At 69.6% G+C, this 20,920-nt stretch carries 5 protein-coding genes; 1 reads left to right on the forward strand and 4 read right to left on the reverse strand.

The window, feature by feature from the left end:
• Positions 1–382: 382 nt before the first annotated feature.
• Entirely contained in the window at positions 383–13,192 is a 12,810-nt protein-coding gene (locus tag ACFFGN_RS02610; protein ID WP_380043613.1) for a non-ribosomal peptide synthetase, read from the forward strand.
• Positions 13,193–13,363: 171 nt separating this feature from the next.
• On the opposite strand, the gene ACFFGN_RS02615 is transcribed toward ACFFGN_RS02610, so the two are convergent.
• The 4 genes from ACFFGN_RS02615 to ACFFGN_RS02630 all read right to left on the reverse strand — a co-directional run bounded on the left by ACFFGN_RS02615 (position 13,364) and on the right by ACFFGN_RS02630 (position 20,771).
• Positions 13,364–14,041 (reverse strand): hypothetical protein, encoded by a 678-nt coding sequence (locus ACFFGN_RS02615; protein ID WP_380043614.1) that lies wholly within the window; start codon positions 14,039–14,041, stop codon positions 13,364–13,366.
• 825 nt (positions 14,042–14,866) lie between these two features.
• Positions 14,867–15,781, reverse strand: a complete 915-nt coding sequence (locus ACFFGN_RS02620) for an ROK family protein (protein WP_380043615.1) — start codon at positions 15,779–15,781, stop codon at positions 14,867–14,869.
• 8 nt (positions 15,782–15,789) lie between these two features.
• Positions 15,790–16,482 carry a DUF7158 domain-containing protein gene (locus ACFFGN_RS02625; RefSeq protein ID WP_380043616.1) on the reverse strand — a complete coding sequence of 231 codons (693 nt, stop codon included), beginning with the start codon at positions 16,480–16,482 and terminating at the stop codon, positions 15,790–15,792.
• Positions 16,479–20,771, reverse strand: coding sequence for a glycoside hydrolase family 38 N-terminal domain-containing protein (locus tag ACFFGN_RS02630; RefSeq protein WP_380043617.1), 4,293 nt, complete (start codon positions 20,769–20,771; stop codon positions 16,479–16,481). The genes ACFFGN_RS02625 and ACFFGN_RS02630 overlap by 4 nt, the downstream gene beginning before the upstream one ends.
• Positions 20,772–20,920 lie beyond the last annotated feature (149 nt).

Here is a 20,920-nt window from a genome sequence, read left to right on the forward strand (position 1 = left end):
GTCGCGGGGGCCTTCGCTCGTTGGAGCGGCAGGCGGCGGATCGCTTACCAAATCTTGGTAAGAAGTCGGCGGGGGAGACCGATGGGCCTTTTCCGGGGGCCGCGGGTGTGGTGCGGTGGGCCATTGATCCGGTCTCGGTCGGGCCGCATTCGCCTGAGTTAACACCTTGACGAATGAGGTTCGGACAGGGTGGTCCGACGGTTTCGAGAGCCGAGTCTGCTGACTGATAAGGTTCACGCTCGTTGTCTTGGCGTGAGGCCTGGGCGAACAGACGGGGCCGGTTCTGTCGTGGGGCTGGGCGTGACTTCTCGCCTGGTCCATCCGTTGGGGAGGCACGTGTCCGTGGTACGCCGGTCGCCCGGTGGCTGGGGGTGAGGCCGCGATGAGGAGCACCGTGGAGCGATCAGCGATCAGCTCGGGTCCGGCGTTGATGATTCCGGCCGGATACCCGCGCGACCTTCCGTCGGCACTCGTGCACGCCGCCCGCAACTTTCCCGAGGCCGGCGTCGTCGAGGTGGGACCCGACGGCCGTTCGACGCGCCTGGACAACCCGATCCTGCTGGAACTGGCCGCGCGCATCCTGTCCGGCCTGCGCGCGAACGGCGTGGCCCCGGGTGACGCCGCGATCGTGCACTGCACCGAGCCGATCGGCTTCCTCGCGTCGTTCTGGGCCTGCAGCCTCGGTGGTATCCGCCCGCTGCTGGCCTCACCCGCGATCGCCGGCGACTCCGCCGGTGAGGGCCGGGAGCGGTTGCGCCGGATCGCCGCCGTACTCGGCAATCCCGTTCTGATCGGCCGGCCGTCGGATCTGCCGACGGATCTCGGCCTGCTGGTGCTCGACCCGGACGCGCTCGCCGGGCATGAGCCCGCCACGGAGTTCCACCGGCCCGCGCCGGACGAGGTCGCCGTACTGATGATGTCGTCCGGTACGACGGGCGCGCCGAAGGTGATCCAGCTGACGCATCGCGGCCTGGTGGAGTTCGCCGCGGGCACGCCGGCTATGCTGCCGATCCGGCCCGGCCAGATCACGCTGAACTGGCTGCCGCTCGATCACAGCGGCGCCTTCCTGCTCTACCACCTGCTGCCGGTGTTCATCGGCTGTACGAATATCCACGCCTCGACCAACTGGGTGCTGGCCGATCCGCTGCGCTGGTTCGACCTGATGGCGGCGCACCGGGTGAACCACTCGTGGGCGCCGAACTTCGCGTACCGCCTCGTCACCGCCGCCGTGCAGGCCGATCCCGACCGGCACTGGGACCTGTCGACGCTGCGCTCGCTGGTGAGTGGTGGCGAGCAGATCACCGTGCCGGTGGTGGCCGAGTTCCTGCGGGTCACCAGCCGGTTCGGGATCGTGCCGGAGACGTTCGTACCGTCCTGGGGCATGACCGAGACGGTCACCGGTATCACCTTCGCCCGGCCGGGCCTCGCCGCGAACGTGCACCGCGTCCGGATCGGCCCGGGCGGCACCGTGGAGTGGCTCGACAACCGCGTCCCGGCCACGGCCCCGGTCACCGTCGCCCACCGCTCCGGTACGACGGCACCGCCCGCGCTGAGCCTGGTTTCGGCTGGTGCGCCCGCGCCGGGTGTGACCGTGCGGATCGTCGGGGCCAACGGCCGCGTACTGCCCGAAGGCTGGGTCGGCGAGCTGCAGGTCGCCTCGGCCCGGGTGACTCCTGGCTACCTCAGTGACCCCCAGGCCGACCGCGCGGCGTTCCCGATCGGAAACTGGCCCGCGCGCAAGTGGCTCGCCACCGGCGACCAGGCCTTCATGACCGGCGGCCAGGTGGTCATCACCGGCCGGGACAGCGACCGCATCATCATCAACGGCCAGAACCACCAGGCCCAGGACATCGAGGCCCTCGCCGCGACAGTGGACGGCGTGCAGCCGGGCCTCGTCGCCGCATGCGGCATCCCCGACGCCGCCCTGGGTACGGACCGCCTGGTCGTCTTCTACGCCACAGAGACCGAACCAGCCGCCAGTACGACGGACGCCGTCCAGGCGGTTCTCTTCGAACGCCTAGGCCTTCCGGCCGAGGTAGTCCCCGTACCTCGCCATCGTTTCCCCCTCACCACCGGCGGCAAGCTCCTCCGCCCCACCCTCCGCGACCGCTGGCTCGACAACACCCTCCTGCCCCCCACCCCAACCCAAGACCCCAGTACGCCCCTCGCCGCCGAACCGGCTCCGACCGCTTCCGCCGAGCCGACTGCTGACCTCGAGTCCACCGCTTCCGCCGAGCCGACCGCTGACGTCGAGTCGACTCTGAACGCCGAGCCGACCGCTGGCGCTGAGGTGGTCCGTGGCGTCGACGTGGACGCGAGTGTCGGGCCGGTCGGTGGTGCCGTGACGGACGCTGATGCCGAGGACGAGCTTGGTGCTGCTTCTGTGGGAACTCCGCAGGAGACCCATCAGCAGGCGCCTTCGGACGCTACTGACGCCTTGACGGCCGACAAGTCCGCTGAAGCCCAGGAGACCGCCGTACAGCCGGGTGGAGCGGACGAGGGCGACGCAACGATCGTCCTCCCGAGGGTGAAGGCCGATCGCCAACAGAAGTCCCCGGCAGCCAAGGCGCAACGCCCGCAGGCCCCCACAATCCACACCCTCCACACCCCGGCGGCGAACGCCGATCCCACCCTGACCGCAAACCCCGGCCGCACCGTCGCCCCGACCCGCCCGACAGCCGCTCCGGCCGTCGCCGAGCAGCCCGCTACTGAGCGAGAGGCGGTCGAGCCAACCAGCCCCAACCTCCCGGCAGCCGCAATCGCGCCACATCCCGCCGTCGCGGACACCGCCGAGCAAACGGCCGTCACTCAGTCGGAAGCCGCTAAGTCTGCTGGCGTGGAGGACGCCGGGCGGGCGGCATCCGATGCCGACGCCATCGAAGACGCCGGCGCAGCTACGGCCGAGGAAGCCTCGATCGAGCAAAGCGCCGCCAGCGAATCGGCACCGTCCGACAACGCGAGCGCCGGACCCGCAGCCGAAGAGTCCGCGGCCGACATACCCCACGCGGCCGTGGGGACCGACGTGCCCAACGCGGCCGCGGGGACCGACGTACCCAACGCGGCCGTGGAGGCCGACGTGCCCAACGCGGACGTGGAGGCCAGCGAGGCCGCTGCGGAGCTCAGCGATCCCACGCTGCCCGGTACGACCACGGCCGCCACGACGCATGACCGCGACGAGCAGGCGACGAGTGAGTCCGGCACGAGCGGCGAAGGCGTCGAACCAGCTGGCAAGGCCGAATTCCTCGAAGGTGACGAATCCGAGTCCGAGCAGACCGTCGTACTACCGGCTATCGGCTCTAAGCAAAACGCCCCCAGCGTCACCGAGTCCGCCGAACAACCGACCGCCAAGAACGACTCGACCAAGCAGACCATCGCGGCCATTCAGGCAAACGCGGCCACTCAGGCAAACTCGGCCGGCGACACCAATTCGGCCGGCGACGCCAACGCCAGCTCGGCCGGCGACGCCAACGCCACCTCGGCCGCCGAGGAGGTAGACACCGCCGCAGCCGGCGAAGTCGCGCCCGCAGCCGGAAGCGTCTCTGCAAGCGATGCCGACCCCGAGGCGGAAGCCGGCACCAAGACCGCCGCCGTACCCACCGAGTCAGACACGGCAGCCGCTGCAGCCGTCGCGAGCAAAGCTGGTGCGGCGGACTCCGCCGAAGGCGCCGTCGTGGCGAGCGAGGCGGAGGTTGTGACCGCCGAAGGCGATGTCGAGCCATCCGTTGCCGTCGCCGAGAGCGCCGCTCAGGGTGAGAGTGCGGCCCAGGGCGAGAGTGCTGCCGGTGGTGAGGGTGCTGTTGAGGTCGAGTTGGCTGCGGCGACTGGTGCTGGCGTCGCGGGCGAGGGTGCTGGAGCCGGTGAGAAGGCGGCGGGTGGTGGGCAGCAGGTAGCGTCCGCGGCGCCGGTGATTCAGTCGATTCCGGTGGTGTCCGGGGCCGACTTCGTGGGTTCGGCCAACGGGACAGTCAACTCGAATGGCAAGACGCCATCGAGCGCTGCAGCCGAGTCCAGTAGCAAGCCCGCACCGATCGGGACGAGCGCCCCGAACGGCACCGCCGCGCCGAACGGGACCGCAGCCCCGAACGGCGCCACCGCGCCGAATGAGGCGAGCGCGTCAAACCGCAGCACGGCGTCGACCGGGTTGAACGGGAGTACGGCGCCCGAGGAAGCGGCCGGAAACGACGGGATCGCCGCGAAGGCGGCCGAGGGGTCCGGCCAGAGCACCGCGCCTAACGGGAGCACCGCGCCTAACGGGAGTGCTGCCTCGCAGGGGAGTGCCGCGTCGCAGGGCAGCGCTGCAGCTGATGGGAACGCTGCGCCCGATGGGAACGCTGCGCCCGATGGGAACGCTGCGCCCGATGGGAACGCCGCGCCCAATGGGAACGCCGCGCCCAATGGGAACGCCGTGCCCAATGAGGCGAACGGCTCCAAGGGGAAGGCTTCGAACGGGGTCGCGGGGGCGGTGGTCAACGGGATCACCGCGCCGTATGGGTCTGCTGCGTCGAACAAGTCGGCTGCTGCGGAGTCCGCCGCGAAGGACGAGGCCGGCCGACCGGGTAAGGCTGAGTCGGAGGTGGCGGCGCAGGGCGGCGTTCGCGGCGGAGACGTTGTCGAGGAATCCGCTGGGACGGTTGCGGTCGTGGCGCGGGTGTTCGGGGCCGTGCTGGGGCAGGACGTCGACGTGCAGGCGCCGTTGCATCAGCTTGGCGTGGACTCGGTGTCGATGGTGCAGGTGCATGGGCGGTTGCAGCGGGAGCTTGGGTTCGAGTTCCCGCGGACGGCCATGTTCGACCACGCGACTGTACTTGCTCTCGGCAACTACCTTCACGCCCAGCTGAATATGGACCCGGTGGAGCGCGCAGCCCGGCCAGTCGCTGTCGATCCGATCGCGATCATCGGCATGGCTGCGCGGTTGCCCGGAGCAACTAGCCTCGACCGGTTCTGGCAGAACCTCACTAGCGCCATCGACAGCACCACTGGCCCGGACACTGACGCTGACACGGCGGCCGGCAGTACCGACTCGCCGGTGGACGGCGTGGGCGGGGTGTTGGCCGAGGTGGAGGCGTTTGATGCGGAGTTCTTCGGGATCAGCCCGCGCGAGGCCGAGCTGACCGACCCGGCGCAGCGGCATTTCCTCGAGGTGGCGCAGCACGCGCTCGAGCATGGCGGTTATGCCGGTCCGGGCAGTGGGCGGATCGGCCTGTTCGCCGGTTCGGGCGCCACCCAGCCCGACTTCCTGGCGACCCGCGTCGCCTATCGCCTCGGTCTCACCGGTCCCGCCATCGGCGTACAGACCGCTGGTTCGTCCTCCCTCGTCGCGGTACATCTCGCCTGCCAGGCCTTGCGCAGCGGTGATACCGACCTCGCGCTGGCCGGTGCGGCCGCGGTTCAGGTGCCGCAGGCAACCGCTTTAAGGGCCCGCAGCAACGAGTACGGCGGAACCGTCGCGGGCCACGGTGTCGCGGCAGTACTGCTGAAGCGGCTCGACAAGGCGCTGGCCGACGGCGACACCATTCACGCGGTCATCCGCGGTTCTGCGGTCAACAACGAGGGTGCTGGCGCGCCCGCGCTGGAGAGCCGGATCGAGGTGATCGAGCAGGCGCTGCAACAGGCCGGGCTCGACGCGGACACCCTCGGCTATATCGAGGTGGACGGCATCGGCGCGCCCGATGACGACGAGGTGGAGTACCGCGCTCTGGCCGAAGCGCTCGGCCGGCGTACGGACAAGACCGCCTTCTGCACGTTGGGATCCGTCCAGCCGAATATCGGCTACCTGGACAACGCCGCCGGCATGGCGGGTCTGCTCAAGACCGTGCTGATGCTGCAGCACCGCACGCTGGTACCGACGCTCGGCGGTGGCCCCGACCTCGCTGGTCCCTTCCGCAGCCCGGACAGCGAGCCCGTCGAGTGGACCGCGAGCGAAGGCCCGCTCCGCGCCGGAGTGAATGCCGTCGGCAACGACGGCAGCAGCGCCCACGTCATTCTCGAAGAGCCTCCGGCCGCGGTTCGCCGTGGCGCGGACGGTCCGGTCGTGCTGGCTTTGTCGGCCGCCGAGCCCGAGGCCCTCGAGGAACTCGCCGGCCTGGTTCGCGAGGACCTGCTGGCCCATCCCGAGCGTCGCCTGATCGATCTCGCCGGCACGGCGGCCCTGGGTCGTCCGGCCTTGCGGTATCGCCTCGCGGTGACTGGTTCCTCGGCCAAGGACCTCGCGGCCGCGCTCGAACGACCCGAGCAGGGCGAACTGCCGCGCGGCGGCCCGGGCCCTCTCGGCTTCGCCTTCACCGGTCAAGGTGCCGCCAGGCGCGGTATGGCCGCAGGCCTGGCTGCGCGCTTCCCGGTCTTCCGTAAGACCTTGGAAGAGTGCGACGCGGTCTACGCCGATGAGACGGGTGGAAGTCTTCTTGCCTTGCTCATGTCGTCCGACGGCGCCGACGAGGCCTGGCCGACTGAGACGGCGCAGCCCGCGCTATTCGCCTTCGAGGTGGCTCTAGCCAAGTTGTGGCGCTCGTTCGGCGTGGAGCCGGCCCTGGTGGTCGGCCACAGCGTGGGGGAGTACGCCGCGCTCTGCGTGGCCGGGGCCCTGTCGGTGCCGGACGGCGTCCGGCTCACCACGCGCCGCGGGAAGTTGCTGCAGCAGGGCACCGAGCCTGGCGCGATGGTCGCCGTACGGGCCAACGCGGATCGTGTGCGTGAGCTCGTTCAGACCCCGGGCGTGGAGATTGCCGCGGGCAACGGTCCGCACTCGTTCGTGCTGACCGGCGCGGAGGTCGTGGTCGGCCAACTCGCGGAAAAGCTCGACCTGCTGGAAGACGTTGCCTGGCAGCGGATCGACGTGGATCGGGCGTTCCACAGTTCGTTGCTCGACCCGATCCTGGGCGACTTCGCCGCCGTCGCGGCAGAGGTGACGCTGCGGCCTTTGCGTACGCCGATGGTCAGCACCTGGTCCGGCGATCTGCTCGAGACCGACACCGTGCTCGACGTCGACTACCTGGTGGGGCAGTTGCGAGAGCCCGTGCTGTTCGGTGCGGCCGTGGAGGCGTTGACCGCAGCCGGTTGCCGCCGGTTCCTCGAGCTCGGCCCCGACGCCGTACTCAGCCCGGCCGGTCGCCGGATCGCGCCCAACAGCACGTGGATCCCGACCCAGCGGCTGGGCCAGGACCCGGTGCTCGCCACGATGAACGCGCTGGCCGAGTTGTACCGCCAGGGCGCCGAGATCAACTGGGACAAGGTCTTCGAGACCAGCGGGCGCGTTCCCCTCCCGCCGTACCCGTTCCGCAAGATCAACCACCGTGTGGAGGAGGCCGGGCGTCCCGCCAGGCCCGCGCGGACCGAGGTGGAGACCGCCGCGGCCACTCGCGCCACGCGAATCGACCTCGACAGCGGCGTACCGGGTGGGTTCGAGCCCGCGCCGGCGCCGACCGACGCGGATGCGGTCGCCGCGCGGTACCAGTCGGCTCTCGAGATCATTCTCGACCTGACCGCGGAACAGCTCGGGCTGGATCCGCTCGACATCACCTCGGACCACACGTTCCTGGAGCTCGGCGCGGAATCGCTGTCGATGCTGCGGGTGGTCCAGGAGGTCCGCCAGCGCTTCTCGGCCGAGCTGGAGGTGCGGGACCTGTTCAGCGGTCTCGACACCCCGCACCGGCTGGCCACCGCCGTGGCCGCGGCCGCGCCGCCTTCGATGCCGGAGGCGACCACCGAGCCGGCACCCGAGCCTTCGGTTCTGCCTGCGGGTGTGAGCGAGGCCCAGACCGCGTTGAGCGTGCTCGGAGACGGCCTGGCCGAGCTGGTGGCCCGGGTCGAGTCGGCGCCGATCGGCCCGGAGGACCCGGCGATCGCCGCGTTGATGACCGAACAGCTCAAGGTCGCCGCGGCCCTGGTCGAGCAGATCACCGGCATGATGCGCGATCAGCTCACGTTGCTCGGCCGCGCGACGCCCGCGCAGTCAAGCCGTACGGCGGAAACCCCGGCCGAATCGTTGCCGGTGGCACCAGTCGTTTCGCGCCCGGCGGCGGACGAGGCTCCGGTGCAGGCGCCGCTCACACCGGGCCAGCGCGGGATCTGGTTCCTCGAACAACTGCGCCCGGATCGCGACGCGTACCACGAGTCCAAGGTGATCCGCCTGGACGGACCGCTCGACGTCGGCCGCCTGCGCTGGGCGTTCGAGCGAGTGGTGGACCGGCACGCCCCGTTGCGTACGTCCTTCCCGGTCCTCGAGGGATCACCCGCCCAGCAGGTGCACGCGAGCCGGGTCGAGCTTCCGTTGGCCGTTGCCGAGGGCAATGATGAGGACGATGCGGCCTGGGCCGTGCTGGACGAACTGGCCGGGCCGTTCGATCTCGCCGGTGGCCCGTTGCTCAGGGCCCGTTTGGTGCGGCTGGCCGATGACCGGCATCTGCTGATCCTGCTGGTCCACCACCTGGTCTTCGACTCGTACTCCACCCAGGTGTTCCTGCAGGACCTCGCCGCGTACTACCGCGGTGACGAACCGGCCGCGCTGACGACCAGCTATCCGGCGTACGCCGCTAGCCGTTCGGTGGACCTCGCGCGCAAGGCCGAGGACCTCGGTTACTGGCGTGAAACCCTGTCCGACCTGGTCCCGTTGCGGCTGCCGACCGACCGGCCGCGGCCGTCCCACGCAACCGTCGAAGGCGCCTCACTGGTGCACGAGCTGGATGCCGGCTTGCGCGAAGAGGTCGCCGCCTTCAGCCGGCAGAACCGGGTCACGCCGTTCATGACCCTGCTCGCGGCCGTTGGCGCCGTGCTCGGCCGGTTTGCCGGACAGCAGGACCTCGTCATCGGTACGGCGCTCTCGAACCGCCCGGCTGGTACCGAGGAACTCGTCGGCCTGTTCATCGAGCCCGTGCCGCTGCGGATGGACCTGACCGGCGAACCGACCTTGGCCGACCTGGCCGTTCGGGTGCGCGAGGCAACGATGGAGGCCGTTGATCACACCGGCGCCGGCTTCGACGAACTGGTCGAGGCGCTGAACCCGGTTCGCGATCCCGCGCGCAATCCGATCTTCCAGGTGCTCGTGGAGTACGGGCACACCCCGGACGTAGCGTTCGATCCGCCCGGCTTGCGGGCCACCGTGGTCGACGTGCCCGCTGACCGCGCGCCGCTCGATCTGACGCTCTACCTGGTGCAGCACGCCGACGGAATTCGCTGCACCGCGGAGTACAGCACCGCCTTGTACGACGAGGTGACCGTGCGCCGCCTGCTCGAGTACGTCGAGGCCGTGTTGCGCAGGGCAACGAGTTCGGGTGATACCCCGCTCGCGGTGCTGACGGCGCCGACCGCCGCGGATCGCGCCGTACTGGATCGCTGGTCCGGCACGCAGGCGAGTGATGACACGGCCGGGCTGCACACGTTGTTCGAGGAGCAGGCCGCCCGGACGCCCGACGCGATCGCCCTGCTCGACGGCGAGCGCGAACTGACCTACGCCGAACTCGATCGCCGCGCGAACGCGATCGCCTGGCAGTTGGTCGACCTCGGCGTCGAGCCCGACCAGCTGGTGGCGATCCGCCAGGACCGCGGCGTCGAACTGGTCGTCGCCGTACTGGCAGTGCTCAAGGCCGGAGCAGCCTACCTGCCGCTGGACCCGGGCCTGCCCGAGGCGCGCTGGGCCTTCATGACGGCCGACGCGGGCGCGGTCGCGCTGGTCGGCGATGACGCCGCGCTGGCGGATCGCCTCGGCCTGCGGCTGCTCCCGGCCAACGCGGCGAATGCGGCGGGCTCGGGGAGCTCGGGGAGCTCGGAGGGCTCGGCGGGCGATGACCCGCGCGCGGGCAAAGGCCCCGGCGTACCGGCTGATCCGGCCCGGATCGCGTACTGCGCCTATACGTCCGGCTCGACCGGTCGGCCGAAGGGTGTCGCCGTACCGCATCGCGGCCCGGTCGCGGTCATCCGGCACTACCAGCGCGAGCGCGCGGCCCTGCGTACGTTGCAGTGGACGTCGTTCGGGTTCGACGTGAGCGTGCAGGAGCTGTTCACCACGCTGGCCTCGGGCTCGGCGCTGGTCCTGCTGCCCGAGGAATCGCGGTTCGACCCGGCGGCGATCGAGGCCGTCATCAACGAGGCCGGCGTCGAGCGGCTGTTCATGACCTACACGCCGCTGACCCGGTTCCTCGCGACCGGGCCGTCGCTGCCCGGTCTGCGCGAGATCGTCTCGGTGGGCGAGGAACTGGTCGTCACGGACGAGGTTCGCCAGTTCTTCGCTTCGCACCCGGACTGTCTGCTCTCCAACGAGTACGGACCGACCGAGGCCTCGATCATCGCGACGGCCCAGCCCGTGTACGGCGCTGAGGATCGTCCCGCCATCGGCCGTCCGATCGAGGGCGTGCTGGTTCGGTTGCTCGACGAGCGGTCCCGGCCGGTGCCGGTCGGCGCTGTCGGTGAGATCCACTTGGGTGGTACGTCGGTTGCCCGCGGTTACATCGGCCGGCCGGACGAGACCGCCGCCGCCTTCGTGACGGACCCGGAACAGCCCGGCGCGAGGCTCTACCGCACCCGCGATCTCGGTCGCTGGCGTCCGGACGGCACGCTGCAGTACCTCGGTCGGCTGGACGACCAGGTCAAGATCCGCGGCAATCGGGTCGAGCCGGGGGAGACCCAGCATGTGCTGACCGAACTCCCGCAGGTCACGGATGCGGTGGTTGTCGTTGGCAACGACCCGGCGGGCGAGACCTGCTTGATCGCGTACGTCGTGCTCGCGGAGGGTGTGTCCGGTCCGGCGGAGGTTATCGGCGAACTGCGCAAGGTCCTGCCGGAGTACCTGGTGCCGGCCTTGCTGATGCCGATCGAGGCCCTGCCGTTGACGCCGGGTGGCAAGCTGGATCGCGCGCGTTTGCCCTTGCCCGCTTGGGATTCACCGGTCGAGGGTGATGGTGAGCCGCGGACCGCACTCGAGCGTGGGCTGCAGGAGATCTGGGCGGCGGAGCTGGGTGCCCGCCAGGTGCCGGTGGATCGCTCGTACTTCGAGCTGGGCGGAAACTCGATGGCCGCGGTCCGGCTGGTCGAGCGGATGCGCGCGGTTGGTTTGCGGCTGGACGTGGCGATGCTGTTCCAGGCGCAGACGATTCGTACGTTGGCCGGGTTGATCGATCCTGCCTCGGTTGCTGAGGGCAACGAGTTGGTGGAGGTGGTATCGCCGCCGATCGAGGTGATCGAGATCGAGGTCCCGGTCGAGCAGAACGCGGCGCCGACCGGCAAGACCCCGGCGAAGAAGTTCAACGCCAAGGGCAACCGTGCCAAGCCGTCCCGCACCGACTCCGCTCCTGCTGGTCCTGCCGCGACTGAGGCCGCTGCTCCGGACGCAGCTGGTGACGCTGCTGCGGCCGCTGCTGCCGTTGCGTCTCCCGCCGCTGCGCCGCCTGCCGTTGCGTCTGCCGCTGGGGCGGCTGCCGGCGATTCGGCGGGTGGTGAGGTGACGCCTGAGTCGGAGTTGATGGTCAACGGGACCGAGGTTTCCGAAGCCCAGTTGAACGGCGCTGAACAAGGCGAGGTGAAGCCGGCCCTCGTCGAGGCGCCCACCGGAGACGTCGGGCGGTCGGGGTCCGAAGTGGCCGAGGTGGCCGAGGCTGAGGCTTCCACTGCGGACGTGGACTCCGGCGACGCGGCTGAGAGCGCGGCGGTTGATGCGGAATCGGCTGACACCGAAGCAGTTGACCTGCAAGCGGCTGACCCGGAATCGACTGAGGTGCAGTCGGCCGGAACAGAAATGGCTGAGGTGCAACCTGCTGGAACGGAGTCGGCAGAGGTGCGGTCGGCTGAGGCGGAAGCGGTTGAGGCTGAGGCGTTGGCGGCGGGGTTGCCCGCGGCGGATCTTGTCGATGACGACGACGATGACGTGGTGATCGGCGACGGTTTGCTGATCGGGGCGTTGTCGGACGGACACGGCGTCGCGAGTGTGGTTGTCGATTCGGCGCCCGTGAGCAGTACGCAGGCCCGGTTGCTCGATCTGCACAAGCTGGGCGAGCGGCCCGCGGTCTACAACGTGGCGCACCGCGTCCTGTTGGCCGGCAAGCTCGACCCGGCAGCGCTCGACCACGCCTTCTGGATGCTGGTCGACCGCCACCCCGCGCTGCGGACCCGGTTCGTCGACCGCCCGGGCGGCGTCGTACAGGAAGTGCTCGACCAGGTGCCGGTCCGGTTGCCGGTCGAGGATCTCGGCCTGGCGACCGACGACGGCGAAGCGTGGAGCGAGGCGCTCGCGTCCGAAGGCCTGGAACCCGGCGAGGCACCGTTATGGCGCGCACACCTGGGCCGCCTGGCGGATGACCGTTGGGTGCTCGTGCTGGTGGTGCATCACCTGGTCACGGATGCCTGGTCCACCGCGCTGATCTGGTCGGACCTGTCCTCGTTGTACGCCGAAGTCCTTGCGGGTATGCCGAACCCGCTCGGCCCGGCCGCGTCGTACACCGACTACACCCGCTGGCGGCTCGCCGAGGCGTCAACGCGTCGTACGGAACTCGAGCGGTTCTGGCGTACGGAGCTGGCGGGCGCTCCGCTGCGACTGGCCTTGCCGTACGACCGGCCGAGGCCCGAGCGGTTGTCCGGCAATGGCGACTCGGTCCGGTTCGACGTACCCGAGCGGACCGTGATGCTGCTCGACCGGGTGGCGGAGAAGCTCGGTAGTACCCGGGCATCCGTACTCACCGCGGCGTATGCCGTCTGGATGGCCAGGCTGTCCGGCGAACGCGACCTGGTGGTGGCGTTGTCGAGCCCGAGCCGGGTTCGTCCCGAGCACGCGAAGACCGTCGGCCCGGTGGGCGAGGCGCTGCTGGTCCGGTTGAGCCTGGGCACGGAGATCCGATTCGCGGATCTGGTCGCGCAGGTCGGTTCGCGGGTGTTCAAGGCGCTCGACCATCACGCGCTGGGCCTCGCCGAGGTCTACCGGCTGGTCGATCCAGAGCGTCCGGTGGAATCGCCGCAGGTGTTGTTCACCGTGGCGACGACGCCGCATCCGCGGGTGGAACTGCCCGGACTGTCAGCGGATCTGCAGCAGCTGGAGGCGCCCGGAACGGCCCGCACCGAGCTGTACGTCGTACTCACGTCGGGCACGTCTGGGATCAGCGGGCGGTTCGAGTACTCGACGGACCTGTTCGAGGAGAAGACGATCGACGGTTGGCGGGCCGCGTTCCTCGACGTACTGGACGAGTTGACCCGCAGCCCCGGCGGCATCATCTAGCCGTAGTCGGACGTTCTGGTGAGTCCTCGGCCCGGCTGAGGTCGGGACGGCTGGTTTTGCGTTCTGCGGTTTAGCGTTCTGCACCGCGGACGGGTGGCCGGTATCCGGTGCCGAGCCCCTCCGCCTGGCTCCGGCGATCCACCGTCCGCGGTGCAGAACCCGCGTCGATCCTCATCCCTCCTGAGGATCGATCGCTCCCCTTGCGCGCTGCCGGAGCAGGGCGTAGGCACTGATGACGCAGATCAGGACCGAGTACACGGCCCAGACCGGTCGGACGGCCGCGATGTCCGCGTGGTTCCGCATTTGGTCGAGCAGCACCATGCCGGCGACCGCGACCAGCGCCACCAGCGGACCAACCCAACCCAGTACGCCGAGCCGTAAGGCCGGTTCCGTAGCGCGGGCCGAAACGTGATTCGTAGCAGTGGCCGAAACGCGCGCCATGACCACCGTGTTCGTACCGACGCCACCGGTCGCAGGCAGATCCGACGCGAGGCCGCGCCCGTCATTTCCCGACGCTAGGCCGCGCGTGGGCAGGTCCATATCGTCTTCGGACGCGAAGCCCGGGCGGCGCAGGTAGCTGTGCAGCGCGGCGATTCCGCACGACGCGGCGACGTTCAGCAGCAGCAGACGCGCGGCGATATCGGCCAAGGTGGACTGTCCGCCACCGATCGTGCCGTAGGCCGCGACCGAAAGATCGAGCGGCACCAGCACGGTTCCAGCGACGAGCGCGACGCCCTGGAAGAGTTTGGTTCTGCGCATGGAAGCGCGGAGCAGACCGCCGTTTGCCGTCGCGGCCACGGTGAGCGTGGCGAAGAACCCGGCGAAGATCAGAAGTACAAGGACGTCCATGACCTACCTACCCTGCGCTCAAGCGCCCCGAGTGACGCTGGGTGGACGTGCTGTCTGATTGGCGGATAGTCCGACAATCCGTGGATGCGGCGAGGTCTCCCTCGCCACATCCACGGATCGACAATCCCTGACAAGCAGGTCCCCCTGATTGTCCGGATACGGTGCCCCCACCCCATCCATTGGTTGCATCGCGTAAGCGGGCCGCCGCGTTACAGGGTTTTTGGTAACTGAGGGTGAATTGCGCAAAAGTGCTCACGAAAGCCCTCTCCCAAGCACCCCAAATGCCGAAACAACCTCACTTCCGCCCACCCACCCGTCGACCGGGCCCGACGGCGTGTCATCGGACCCTTCTAACCAGGCGTGTCGCCCTTCATCGGACGCTTCTGACCAGCCCCCGGCGTGTCATCGGGCGCTTGTGACCGGGCGTGTCGGCGTTCATCGGACGCTCCTGACCATTTCGCGACTGGTTGGCTGCACTCCTCGCCATCGCACGGTGCGGCATATGGCCCACCTCTTGGTGTTCATCGGTCCGAACATGCCCTACCCGAACTGCGGCCCGAACGTGAAACCGAGCTCGCGGCCGCGCCCATCAGTGCAGGAGCGAGTGTCCTGAGCATCAGAGCGCCGCTGCGCCCGACCGAGGCTGGTCACAAGCGCCCGATGAACGGCGACACGCCCGGTCACAAGCGTCCGATGAACGGCGACACACCCGGTCACAAGCGCCCGATGACACGCCGAGACCTCGTCAGAAGCGTCCGATGAAGGGCGACACGCCTGGTCACTAGCGTCCGATGATGGGGGTGGCGACACGCCGGGGGGGAGGAGTTAGGGGTGGAGGGTGTTTAGGGCTAGGCGGGCGGCGCCTAGGAGGCCGGCGTTTTCTAGTTGGGCTGGGCGGACCGAGAGGTCGGTGACGTACGGCAGTTGGGCGAAGCGTTTGACCCAGCGCTGGACCGGGTCGAACAGGATCGGCCCGGCTTTGGCTACACCTCCGCCGATGACTACGGTGGTGAGGTCGACCGTGACCGCCGTGGCGACGATGCCCGCGGCGAGGGCCTGAGCGCCGTCGTCGAAGGCGGCCAGGGCGAGTTCGTTGCCTGCGGCAGCGTCGGCGGAGAGCACCGCGGCGTCGACGGATTCGCCCGGGCGCCAGCCGCGACGTTGGGCCCGGGCGACCATGCGCGGACCACTCGCGTACGTCTCGACGCAGCCGAACGACCCGCATGCACACGGTTCGCCGTCGAGGTCGACCACCATGTGGCCGAGGTGGGCCGCGTTGCCGGACTGGCCGAGCAGGGGCCGGCCGTCGTTCACGATGCCCGCGCCGACGCCGGTTGAGACGACGATGCCGAGCAGGTTGCGTTCGCCCCGGCCGGCGCCGGTCCAGAATTCGCCGAGCGCGAAGCAGTGCCCGTCCACCCCGAGCGTCACCGGTACGTCGTCCACCAGGGCGCGAACGCGATCCACCAGCGGGAAGTTGCGCCAGCCGGCGATGTTCACCGGCGAGACGAGTCCGAGCTGCTGGTCCAGTGGTCCGGCCGAGCCGATGCCGACGGCCGCGGGGGAGGCGTCGCCCCGAACAGTGTCGATCAGTTCGCGCAGCGCCGCGAAGATCTCGTCGGCATCACCTGTCGGGGTCGGGATGCGGTTCTGAGTGAGGATTTCGCCATCGGTACTGACGATCGCGGCGGCCAGCTTGGTACCGCCGATATCGATACCGAGCACGGTCTTGTCGTTCACAGTCCCCCTCAGTGCCGATGCAGGTTGTCGGGTTGATTGCTGTCGCCGGGATGCTCCAGCCCGCGCACCAGCTGTAGGCGCTCGTGCCGCGCCTTGTTGAGCCAGCGCGAGAACGCCTCCAGCCGGGCACTGGTGAGCAGATCGGCGTGCCACTGCCGTGTCGGCACATCCGGGTCGCCGGGTGGTTCCTCGCCGAGCATGTCGGCGGCGTACGCGAGCTGCGCCGCGGGTATGCGCACGTCCGCGCTCACGAGTTCCGCGACCCGCCGTACGACGGCCGAACCGGCGAGCGCCGCGGCCGTGATCGACCCGATCGCGATCGCCGTCGACACATCCAGCGGCCCGGCGTCCCCACCGGCGTCTCCATTGGCGTCTTCACCCGCATGCCCACCGGTGGCCCCGTCGGCGTCGGTGTGGCCGCGGCGGCGGAGCTCGTCGGCGCACAGCTCCTCGGTGAGAACCACCTGCGCGACCCATCGGGTGAGCTGGCGGCCGTCGCGGGTCTCGGCCCGAGGCAGTACGCCGGCCTCGTCCCCGGCTCGTAGTGCGGCCATCCGTTCGTCCAGCAGAGCCCGGTCGACCGGCGTTGTGCTGACATAGCCCATCACACCTTCAGGTGCCTCCGGCAACGAATGACCGTGACCAGGTGCCCCCGGCAACGAATGGCCATGACCGTGCCCGTGGGCGATCACGGCCGTCACCCGGTCACCTCAAGCCGAACGGTTGGCGCGTACTGCGCGCGGCCGAACCACATCACCTTCGGCATCACCCACGCATGCGCCGGAGTGGCGTCGGCCGGAGCGACCACCGGCACCTGGACGACCACCGTCGACCTGGATGGTACGACGACCGCCCGGAGGGGTTCGGGCAACCAGGACCACGTCCCGTACGGCGAGGCCAGTTGCAACTCGGCGCGGATCTCCGAGCGTGCGTTGTTCGTCAGCGTCAGATCGAGGGTTGTCCGTTCGCCCGGCGCGAGGCGGATCGACGTCGTCGACGGCTCGATCTCGAGGCCCGTCGCCCGTCCGGGCCGACCGTCAACGGCGCCGGATCCGTGGTCGGGCCCCTGCGCCGGCGGCCGGCCGAAGCCGATCGTTGCGTCGGCCTCCGGGCTGTCGCCGACGAAGACCGTGACCACATCCTCAACCACCTGGACCCCGGCACCACCCGCGAGGTCGTCCGTGTCGGTATGAACCTGCGCGGCGAGGAAGTACTGCCCGGGCACGCAATCCGCGGATGGAGTGACGCGTGCCTCGAACTTCACGTGTCCACCTGGGGCGAGGCTGATCCGCTGTTCCTGCAGGTCAACGGTCCAGCCGTCCGGTAGGTCGAGAACCACCCGGCCCGCGACGGCCGAGTCGACGTACTGGCTGGTGATCACCAGGGTCAGGTCGACCGGATTCGTGACCGTGGTGGCGAGCGTGGGCGAGACGGAGACGCTGACCGGCAGGAATCCCATCTGCGCAGGGCCTCGGTTGTGCAGCCAGTACCGCGCGTACGACGGCTGGGCCACCTCGCCGGCAGGGCCGAGTACGGCGGCGTCGCGAGGCAGATCGGCCACGGAAGCGAGATCGACGATGAAGCTGTCGACCGCGGACCCGGCCAGTTCCACCTCCAGCGCGCCGTCGGCCGTAACCAGCGGAGCGCCCCGGTTCTCCAGCAGATCCGCGTGGGCCGCGCCGGCGATCGGCAGCGCGGAGGTCACCCGGGCGGTCGCGCCAAGGCCGGTCGCCTCGATCAACCGGAGCATCACGCCGTCGCGCGGATCCGAAGGCCGCGAGGCGCCGTGGGCGATCGGGTTGCCCGCGGGCTTTGCCGTGGACAGCAGGACGTCGCGCGCAGGGGAGACCCGCAGCAACGAATGCGTCGCGGGCAATCCGCCCGGGTGCGCGTCAGTGGTTGCCGCGAGCAACGGTGACGAGAACTCCTGGCCCCGAGCCGGAAGCTGCAGCGAGCGCCAATCACCCGCGCCCGTGACGAGGGCATACCGGAACTCGTGCGTCCAGTGCTGCAACTGGAACGCCGAACCATCCGGCGTCGTACGGCGCGGTGGGTCGATCCAGAGTCCCGACGGCCAACCCGTACACGAGCGCAGCAGCGACGCGTGCAAGGCGCCAGTGGCATCCACTGCGAAGCCCGGCAGACCGTACGTCAGCAGCGCGACGGTGTAGTCCTCGAACTCCTCGACCACGCCGTCGCCTGAGACCGAGGCGGTGATGCGCGCAGCGGCAAGCCCGTCGATCGCGGCCTGAACGGCGTCCTCGGTCGGCAACACCAGCGCGGGAATGGCCCGGACGTCGCGCACATCCGCGTTCGGTTGCCACACCTCGGCGAGCGCGGTCTTCGGCGGAACCAGCACCGGGCCGCGAGTCGAGGAACCAAGCAGGGCGCCGAGCGATGCGATCAGCGGGTTGTTCTCCGGCGTACCGATGAGGATCCGGAGGTCCGGCAGGTTCGAGTCGACCGCCAGTGAGCCGTACCGCGACCCGCTCGCGAGCGAGGTCGTCGCAGTCACGCCCACCCGGGCCAACGCGACCACCAGTTCGCGCACGTCCGACGGCTCGGACCCATCCGGTACGACGATCTCGGCGACGGCCATCGGGCGCGTGCCCACCTGATTGCCGGCGGCATCGACCAGGTCGATCCGCGCGGTCGTGCCGAGGCCGAACCAGGTGTTCGCCGGGTTGTCCAGCGTCCAGGGGGCGGTCGCGCTGTCCACGTCGATCAGGCCGAACCCGCGTCCCACCACCGCGCCGGCGACCTCGCTCAGCGGCAGGGCGCCCGGCACGTCGGCCGGGAACTTGACCCGCACCAACCGGTCGGACTGGGCGTGATCGAGGATCCGCGTGGTGAACTCGATCCGGTCGAGCCCGGCGTACGCGGTGACGACCGATTCGTACGCGATGCCGTCCACCTCGCCGCGGCTGACCACCCGGCTACCGAGCGGACTCGTCTGAGTGAACACCTTCGCGGGCTGAGCGGACGACCCGACCACCGGGCCGGACGGCGTGAGGTGCCAAGGGCCTTCGCCGAACCGCGGGTGGTCCGGATACTCCTCGTAGACCCGCAGTTCGTTGCCGAGGCCGGTCAGCATCTCCCGGCCGGTCCGCTTGTCCACGATGCTGGAAATTCCGCCACCGCGCGCGGGGTCGACCGTCACGGTGAAGAACTCGTTGCCCACCGAGGTTTCGGCGTCACCCGCGTCCCAGTTCGCCGTACCGTTGCTGGCGGCAACAAGCTGGTAGCTGCGCCAGCCCATCGACGGCACGTCCGTCGCAAGGAAGGTGAGCGAGCCACCCTCCAGTACGGACGGGACCTCGGCGCCGTTCTCGTCGAGCACCGCGAGCGGCGAATCCACGGCGACCGTGACCAGGTCGGTCCGGTCGAACGAGAGCGTGTTGGTGACCACCACAGCCTGTGAGCCGAAAGCGGAAGTGTCGATACGGGCTGCAAAAGCCTGCAGGGCGGCATCGCGCGCGTCGGCCGACAGGTCGTGCGCCTCGCGCCAACCCGTCACGAGGTCGATGTAGACCTGGTCCGACTCCGAGCCGGTAATGGCGTCGTGGTGGGCGCCGTACGCCAGTTGCCGCCAGACCTTGTCCAAGGCGGCGTCGGCGTACGTACCGAGCCCAAGTAGGTCTGCGAAGGTCCCGAGCTTCTCAGCGTCTACAGCGGCTACTTCGGCAGCACGCTGGGCCTGCTTGGTGTCGATGTAGGAGACGTCCTTGCCGGTGTAGATCGGGTTCATGTCCCGCGACTGAGGTGAAGGCTTGCGGCCTTCTTCTGCCAGTTCGGCCCGCACCCGGTCCATGAAGTGCTTAGTGGTGCCGCAGACGAACTTGGGCCACGCATAGCGATCGGCCCAGTCGTGGTGCAGTGCCGTGATCCAGTTGTTTGGCGGGGCGTAATCGCCTCCTACCGGCAACAAGGTGTTCTTAGTGGCCGCAACGCTTTTGAGCGTCACGAACAGGTTGTACGCCGTATCGCCCGCCGCCTCGACAGTAGGCGCGTGCTGCATGTCCCAGCCGGGTCCGTAGTGGTCCGGCATGTAGTGCGTGAGTACGCCGTCACCACTCGGGCTGATCCACTCGAACTCGCTGGCGAACTGCATGACCGCGGCGGTTCCACTCTTGGGATCACCCCACGCCTGCCGCAGCGGTCCCCACTGGTGGTGCGGCCCGCGCGCCCAGGCACTACCGGTCAAACCCGCCTTGGCGAGGTATCCCGGGAACTGCGGGTCATGCCCGAATACGTCCAGCTGCCAGGCATTCTGGGGATCACCGCCGAGGATGTCCCGCTGGTAGCCGATGCCGTAGACGATGTTGCGAATGGTGGTTTCGGCGCCGGTGAGGTTCGTGTTCGGCTCGTTGTACGTGCCGCCGATGATCTCTACCCGGCCTTCCGCGATCAGCCGGCGTAGTACCTGCCGGTGCTCGGGGAACGTGTCGAAGTACGGCTTGAGGTAGTCCAGCTCCGACAGCACGAAGCAGTACGCCGGATCGCGCAGCGCCAGCCGTAGATGCGCGTCGACCAGGTAGAACGCGTTGTGCGTGTAGACCGGCCGGGTGGTCCCGTCGGCGCCCTGGAGATCCCAGCTCGTCGTGTACGCCGCTTGGGTGTTCCACCAGACCGGGTCGTAGTGGAAGTGCGAGACCATCACCATCGTCCAGCCGGGCTCGGCGATGACGACCTGACCGCTGTCGGTCGCGACGACGGCGCCGTCCGCGTCCGCGACGGTCACCGTGCAGTCGACGGCCGAGCCGTACGCCGTACGCAGGCCGTCGGCGACGTCCAGCGGAACCTCCAGCCGGACCGGGCCATCGCCGGCGGGCAGGTCGAAGTGGCCCGCGATATCGCGCCCTTCGACACGCACGGTGAGCGCGGTCGTGGCGGCCGGCCGGTCCAGCTCGATCCGCAGAATCTGGCGCGGGTCGTTGTCAGAGCCAACAAAGAGTTCGGGGGAGGAGACGCGGGTGATCTGCACGGTCACGGTGATGTGGCTCCGTCGAGAGCGGGGCTAGGTCGAGACAACGTTATCTGCAACTGACCAATACAGCGAGAGGTAAGTTGCGGAACTTCTTGCTAATCACGCGTGAGACTACCCGGCGTCGTCCCGTCAGGCGGTACGCGAACCAGCTG

The organism is Kribbella deserti (assembly GCF_042434725.1).
Taxonomy (GTDB): domain Bacteria; phylum Actinomycetota; class Actinomycetes; order Propionibacteriales; family Kribbellaceae; genus Kribbella; species Kribbella deserti.